6 protein-coding genes are annotated in these 6,000 nt (G+C 73.7%); all 6 read left to right on the plus strand.

Going from position 1 to position 6,000, the window contains the following annotated elements; translation table 11 throughout:
• Positions 1 to 28: 28 nt before the first annotated feature.
• Positions 29 to 727: a lipoyl(octanoyl) transferase LipB gene (gene lipB, locus VIG76_RS14720; RefSeq protein WP_331955501.1), complete on the plus strand. Its 699-nt coding sequence runs from the start codon at positions 29 to 31 to the stop codon at positions 725 to 727.
• A gap of 59 nt (positions 728 to 786) precedes the next feature.
• Positions 787 to 1,749 carry a lipoyl synthase gene (lipA, locus tag VIG76_RS14725; protein ID WP_414640658.1) on the plus strand — a complete coding sequence of 321 codons (963 nt, stop codon included), beginning with the start codon at positions 787 to 789 and terminating at the stop codon, positions 1,747 to 1,749.
• A gap of 111 nt (positions 1,750 to 1,860) precedes the next feature.
• Positions 1,861 to 3,069 (plus strand): sensor histidine kinase, encoded by a 1,209-nt coding sequence (locus VIG76_RS14730; RefSeq protein WP_331955505.1) that lies wholly within the window; start codon positions 1,861 to 1,863, stop codon positions 3,067 to 3,069.
• A complete protein-coding gene (locus tag VIG76_RS14735) occupies positions 3,066 to 4,163 on the plus strand; it encodes a hypothetical protein (protein ID WP_331955507.1) in 1,098 nt (365 codons plus the stop codon). The genes VIG76_RS14730 and VIG76_RS14735 overlap by 4 nt, the downstream gene beginning before the upstream one ends.
• Before the next feature lie 160 nt (positions 4,164 to 4,323).
• Positions 4,324 to 5,148, plus strand: a complete 825-nt coding sequence (locus tag VIG76_RS14740; protein ID WP_331955509.1) for a phosphatase PAP2 family protein — start codon at positions 4,324 to 4,326, stop codon at positions 5,146 to 5,148.
• 67 nt (positions 5,149 to 5,215) lie between these two features.
• Positions 5,216 to 6,000: PrsW family intramembrane metalloprotease (locus VIG76_RS14745; RefSeq protein WP_331955511.1), on the plus strand; the 785-nt coding region annotated here is incomplete at its 3' end.

Genomic DNA, 6,000 nt, shown 5'->3' on the forward strand with positions numbered 1-6,000 from the left:
GGCGCGGCCGATCCTTCAGGAGGATGCGATGCTCGACGTCATCACCCGACTCGCCCCGGACCTGCTCGACTACCACGAGGGCTGGGCGCTGCAGCGGGAGCTCCACGCCGCGGTGGTCGCGGGCGCCGAGGGGTCCCTCGTGCTGTGCGAGCACGAACCGGTGTTCACGGCCGGGAAGCGCACGGTGGCGGATGAGCGTCCCACCGACGGCACACCGGTCGTCGACGTGGACCGCGGCGGCAAGATCACCTGGCATGGGCCGGGGCAGCTCACCGGCTATCCGATCGTGCGGCTGCACGAGCCTGGGTCCCGGGAGCCGGTTCCGGAGGGCCGTACGGCGCGGCCCTCCGGCCGTGCGACGGGGGTGGACGTGGTCGCCTTCGTGCGCGACCTCGAGACGATGATGATCGCCGTCGCCGCCGACTTCGGCGTGACGGGGGAGCGGGTCGAGGGTCGCAGCGGCGTCTGGGTCCGCACCGCAGGCGGCTGGGACAAGATCGGCGCGATCGGCCTCCGCGTCCAGGAGGGCGTCACGATGCACGGCTTCGCGCTGAACTGCTCGAACGACCTCGCGCCCTACGCGGCGATCGTGCCCTGCGGCATCCGCGACGCGGGCGTCACGTCGCTGTCGATGCTCACCGGCCGCACCATCACCCCGGCGGATGTCGTGCCGTCGGTCCTGCGGCACCTCGACGAGGTCCTCGTCGCGCCGGCGGTGGCCGCATGAGCCGCCCCGTCGCGCTCCCGTCGACCGGCGCCGACCCGCACGTCGGCGAGGGCCGCAAGATGCTCCGCATCGAGGCGCGCAACGCCTCGGTGCCGATCGAGCGCAAGCCCGAGTGGATCCGCACCCGCGCGAACCTCGGCCCCGAGTACCGGGAGCTGCAGGGACTCGTGAAGGAGGAGGGCCTGCACACCGTCTGCCAGGAGGCGGGCTGCCCGAACATCTACGAGTGCTGGGAGGACCGCGAGGCCACCTTCCTCATCGGCGGCTCGCAGTGCACCAGGCGCTGCGACTTCTGCCAGATCGACACCGGCAAGCCCGCCGACTACGACACCGACGAGCCGCGCCGCGTGGCCGAGTCGGTCGCGCGGATGCGGCTGCGCTACGCCACCGTCACCGGCGTCGCCCGCGACGACCTCCCCGACGAGGGCGCGTGGCTGCACGCCGAGACCGTCCGGGAGATCCACCGGCAGAACCCGGGCACCGGCGTCGAGATCCTCGCCACGGACTTCTCCGGCAACCCCGACCTGCTCGCCGAGGTCTTCTCCTCCCGCCCCGAGGTCTTCGCGCACAACGTCGAGACCGTCCCGCGGATCTTCAAGCGCATCCGGCCGGCGTTCCGCTACGAGCGGTCGCTCGGCGTGATCACCCAGGCGCGCGACGCGGGCCTCGTGACGAAGTCGAACCTCATCCTCGGGATGGGGGAGGAGCCGCAGGAGGTGCTCGAGGCGCTCGAGCACCTGCACGACGCCGGCTGCGACATCATCACGCTCACCCAGTACCTGCGCCCGACGCCGCGGCACCTGCCGGTCGCCCGCTGGGTCAAGCCGGAGGAGTTCGTCGACTTCAAGACCGCCGCCGAGGAGATCGGCTTCCTCGGGGTGCTCGCCGGCCCGCTCGTCCGCTCGTCCTACCGCGCCGGACGGCTGTGGGCGCAGTCGATGGCGGCGAAGGGCCGGCCCATCCCCGAGGGCCTGCAGCACCTCGCCGACGCGACGCTGGGGTTCGCGCAGGCGGTCGGCTGACGGCTCGGCGGTCGCGCGCCGCCGGCGCGTTGCGAGGGTGTTACCGCCTCGAGACCCGCGGCGGGCGTGCGGGGCTCCCCCGGCGTCGTGCCGGCACGTAGCATCCCCGCCATGCAGCCAGGCCCCGACCGCTACGCGCGTGCGCTGACGGCCGGTCTGCGCAGCGGTGCGCTGTGGTACGCGACCCTCACGCTGGTCATGTCGACGGTCGCGATCGCCGAGGTGCTGCTGCCCGAGAACGGCCTGGCCGGGGTGGTCACCCCGGCGATCGGCACGGCGGTCGCGGCGGCGGCGGGTCTCGCGCTCGGGCTGCGGATCCCTCGGCGCCTGCGCCGGATCGTCGCGGTTGGCGCCTTCCTCGTGATGGAGGCCGGCTTCGCCTTCTACCTCGCGACCCTGCACCTCTCCAGCGGGCTCGACCAGACGACGGCGTCGTTCGGGTTCTCGCTGTTCAAGATCGCGCTGATCGCCTACTGCGTGAACAGCGGACGCCGGTGGGCGCCCGCCGCCTTCAGCATCGCGGTCGTGATCGTCTGCGAAACGCTCTGCGCGGTGCTCGGGCCCCGTCTGGGCTACGCATGGGGCTTCGACGGCGCGGAGTTCGGCGCGCTCGGCATCGTGGTGCTCGCGAGCATCGGGTTCGCCGTCGCCCGGTACCGCGCCGAGGCGCCGCGGCGCGCGTTCGCGAGGGCGGCGGACGAGGACGCGCTGCTGCACACCCGCGCGATCGCGAGGTCCCGCGCGGCCCGGGTGGTGCACGACACCGTGCTGAACGACCTCGCGGTGCTCGCGACGAGCGAGCCGGGCCCGATCGCCCCTGCGCTGGCGGCGCGGCTCTCCGCCACGCTCGAGCTGCTCGCCACCCCGGACTGGGACGAGGCGCCGGCCCTCGCCGCCGTGCCGCGCCCGGGCGGCGCCGTGGCCGCGGCGGTCGAGCGGGCCTCGGCCGCGGGCATCACGGTGCGGGTGGACGGCGAGCTGGCCGCTCTCGACGACCTGCCGCCCGAGGTGCACCACGCGCTCGGCGGCGCCGTGGACCAGTGCCTCTCGAACATCGTCCGCCATGCGGGCACGGACGCGGCCGAGCTCACCGTGCTGCCGGAGACCGACGGGGTGTCCGTGATGATCACCGACGACGGCGCCGGGTTCGACGAGGCGTCCGTCGCACCCGATCGGCTCGGCCTCGCCGGCTCCGTCCGCGCCCGGATCGAGGACGCCGGCGGCACCGTGCGGGTCTTCGCGCGGCCGGGCGTCGGCACCACCGTCCTGCTCACCGTCCCGCGCACCGCGACGCCCGGACTGATCGGTTCGGACGCATGATGCAGCTCGAGGACACGCTGCAGCAGCAGGATCCGCTCGACGCGGCCGAATCGGGACGGCTGTTCGCCATCGGCGGCGCCTGCCTCGCGCTGCTCACCGCCATCGGTGTGACCGCCGTCGAGGCGGACGAGATCGCGAGCTGGCCGCTCGAGATCGCCGCGATCCTGCTCGTCGCGCTCGCGGGGGCGGCCGCGACGGTGACCGCGAGTCCCTTCCGCGCGCCGTTCCGGCTGCGCAGCCACGTGCTCGTGCTCGGGGTGTCCCTGCTCGCCTTCCTGCTCGACGAGCTCGCACAGCTGGGGGCGAACGGCCTCGTGCACGACGACTGGGGCCTCGTCACCGTGCCGATCTTCCTGTTCGTCGTCGCGGGCCTGCGGCCGCCGCAGGAGGTGCTCGCGGGCGGCCTCGTCGCCGCGGTCGTCGTCGGGGTCACCGCGGCGGTCGTGTCGCAGTTCGTCGCGCTGCAGGTGCCGCCGTTCGCGCGCGCATCCGTGGCGATGACCTCGATCGTCGCCCCGGCCTGCGCTGCCGCCGCCTTCGCGCGGGCCGCGCTGCGCCGTCTCGCCCGAGACCCCGGGCCTCGCGCCGGGATCACGACGGTCGCCGACATGGTGCGCCTGTCCGTGCAGCAGGAGACGATCGCGCGCCTCGAGGCCGAGGTGGTGCCCCTGCTCAGCGAGATCATCGCCGACGGCGAGCTGCACGACGCGGACGGCCGTCGCGCACGGGTGCTCGCCACGGGCCTTCGCGCCGCGCTGCTGGCCGACCTGCGGCGGGACTGGCTGGCCGAGGCCGGCTTCGCGGTCACCGACCGGCAGGGCTACGCCGAGCGGATGAACCAGGAGCAGCGGACCGCCATCCGCAGCCTCGTCGCGGCGCTGCCGCTGCTCGACCCCGACCGCCCGGGCATCGCCGTGCTGGTCGGCCAGGACCTCGAAGCGGTGCTCGAGCTGACGATCCCTGTGCGCATCCGTCCGCCGCGGGCGGCGCTCGCCCCGGTCATCCCGGTGCTGCGCACCGTGCTCGGCCATGTGGACCTGCGCAGCGACGACCACGCCGTCGTCCTCGTCGCCGAGGTGCCGGTCGAGCGCTGACGGCTGCCCTCGGATCCGTGCGGTCTGCAGGATCCCGGATCGTCTGCAGGTTCGAACCACGGGGTCCGGTCCTGCACACCGCGCGTGAACCTGCACTCGGGACGGGCTCAGTTCGCGCTCGGCCCGATAGGGCAGGCTCGGAGGCCGACCGAGGAGCGACGTGACCGATCCCCTGACCCCGCCGCCGTCCGAGGCCGGTGTCGCCGGCGAGCTGCGGCATGACATCACCGTCGGAGACCGCCCGCTCGTCGCGTGGACGAGCCGCCCCGGCAGGTCGCTCGCGAAGGGAGCCGAGGCCGCCTCGCACCGGATCGGCGCCCACGGCGCACTGGTGGCGACGCTCGCCGTCGGCGTGGTCGTGATCTTCCTGCTGGCCTTCCTGGCCTCGCGCGTCTACGACGCCGTGACGGAACGGGACGGCGTCGCGGGGTTCGACAGGCCCGTGCTCCAGGCGGTGAAGGGCCTGCGCTCCCCCGTGGCCGACGGGATCGCCGGCGCCGTCGCATACGGCTTCGGGCCGATCGGGATGCCGATCCTCGCGCTCGTCGCCATCGCGATCCTGGCGCTGCGCCGCCGGTCGTGGACCCCCGTCATCCTCGTGGTCGCGGCCGGCGCGGGGTCGCTCGCCATGACGATCGCGGGCAAGGACATCATCGACCGGCACCGCCCGCTGCGGATCGACGCGATCCCGCCGTTCGAGTCCTCGCCGTCGTTCCCGAGCGGGCACACCCTGAACGCCACGGTCATCGCCGGGGTCGTGGCCTACCTGATCCTGCTGCGGCGCAGGACCGTCGCGGGTCGCACGGCGACGGTCGTCGCCGCGGTCGTGATCGCCGTCGTCGTCGGGCTCACCCGGATCCTGCTCGGCGCCCACTGGTTCACCGACGTGCTGGCCGGATGGCTGCTCGGCGCGGCCTGGCTCGCGATCGTGATCACCGCCCATCGGCTGTACCTCACGGCGCGGGTGCGGGGCGCTCCGGCCTGAAGACCACCCTCGGAGCCCTCCCCGGATCCATCCGGAGCACGTTCAGCACGCTGTCGATGATGGAGGTATGACCACCTACCCGCCGGTCCCGAGGACCGGCCTGCAGGACGCCCCCGAGATCACGCACCGGCACGGTTGGTGGTGGAAGGGGCTGCTCGCCGGGCTCCTGCTCTGGGGTCTCAGCATCCTCGTGACGGTCGTCACGCTGAACGCGAACCTCGTGCCGACCCTCATCCTGGTCGGCAGCTTCCTGGTGCCGTTCTCGGTCGTGCTGTTCGCGGCGGAGCGGATCAGCCGCAGCTTCACGGTCACCCACCTCATCGTCGCGTTCTTCGTCAGCGGCGTGCTCGGCGTGCTGGGCGCCTCGCTGCTCGAGTCCCGGCTGCAGGCGACGCCGCTGCTCTACTTCGGGGTCGGCCTCATCGAGGAGGCAGTGAAGGCCGTGCTGGTCATCGTCGTCGGACGCAGCCTCGTGCCGAAGACCGCCCGGCAGGGCGCCCTGCTCGGCGCGACCGTCGGCGCCGGGTTCGCGGCCTTCGAGTCCGCGGGCTACGCGTTCAACGCCGCCATCACCCAGCAGGGCATCAGCCTCGCCGGGCTCCTGCAGTCGGAGGCCCTGCGCGCGCTGCTCACCCCGCTCGGCCACGTGCTCTGGACGGCCGTGTTCGGGGCGGCGCTGTTCGCAGCGGCCCGCGACGGCCGGCGCTACCGCTTCACGATCGGCGTCATCGGCGTCTTCCTCGCCGTCTCCGTGCTGCACGCCCTCTGGGACTCGATGAGCGGCATCGCCTCGATCCTCGCCGTGGTGCTGACGGGCAACGCCGTGCCGGCGCTCGAGTACGGGATGCTGCG

The sequence above is a fragment of the Amnibacterium sp. genome, from assembly GCF_036559085.1.
Classification (GTDB): Bacteria; Actinomycetota; Actinomycetes; order Actinomycetales; family Microbacteriaceae; genus Amnibacterium.

Excerpts from the sequence above, each read along its gene's own strand:
- lipB (WP_331955501.1), top strand. The coding sequence starts at position 29 with ATGCTCGACGTCATCACCCGACTCGCCCCGGACCTGCTCGACTACCAC.
- lipA (WP_414640658.1), top strand. The coding sequence starts at position 787 with ATGCTCCGCATCGAGGCGCGCAACGCCTCGGTGCCGATCGAGCGCAAG.
- VIG76_RS14730 (WP_331955505.1), top strand. The coding sequence starts at position 1,861 with ATGCAGCCAGGCCCCGACCGCTACGCGCGTGCGCTGACGGCCGGTCTG.
- VIG76_RS14735 (WP_331955507.1), top strand. The coding sequence starts at position 3,066 with ATGATGCAGCTCGAGGACACGCTGCAGCAGCAGGATCCGCTCGACGCG.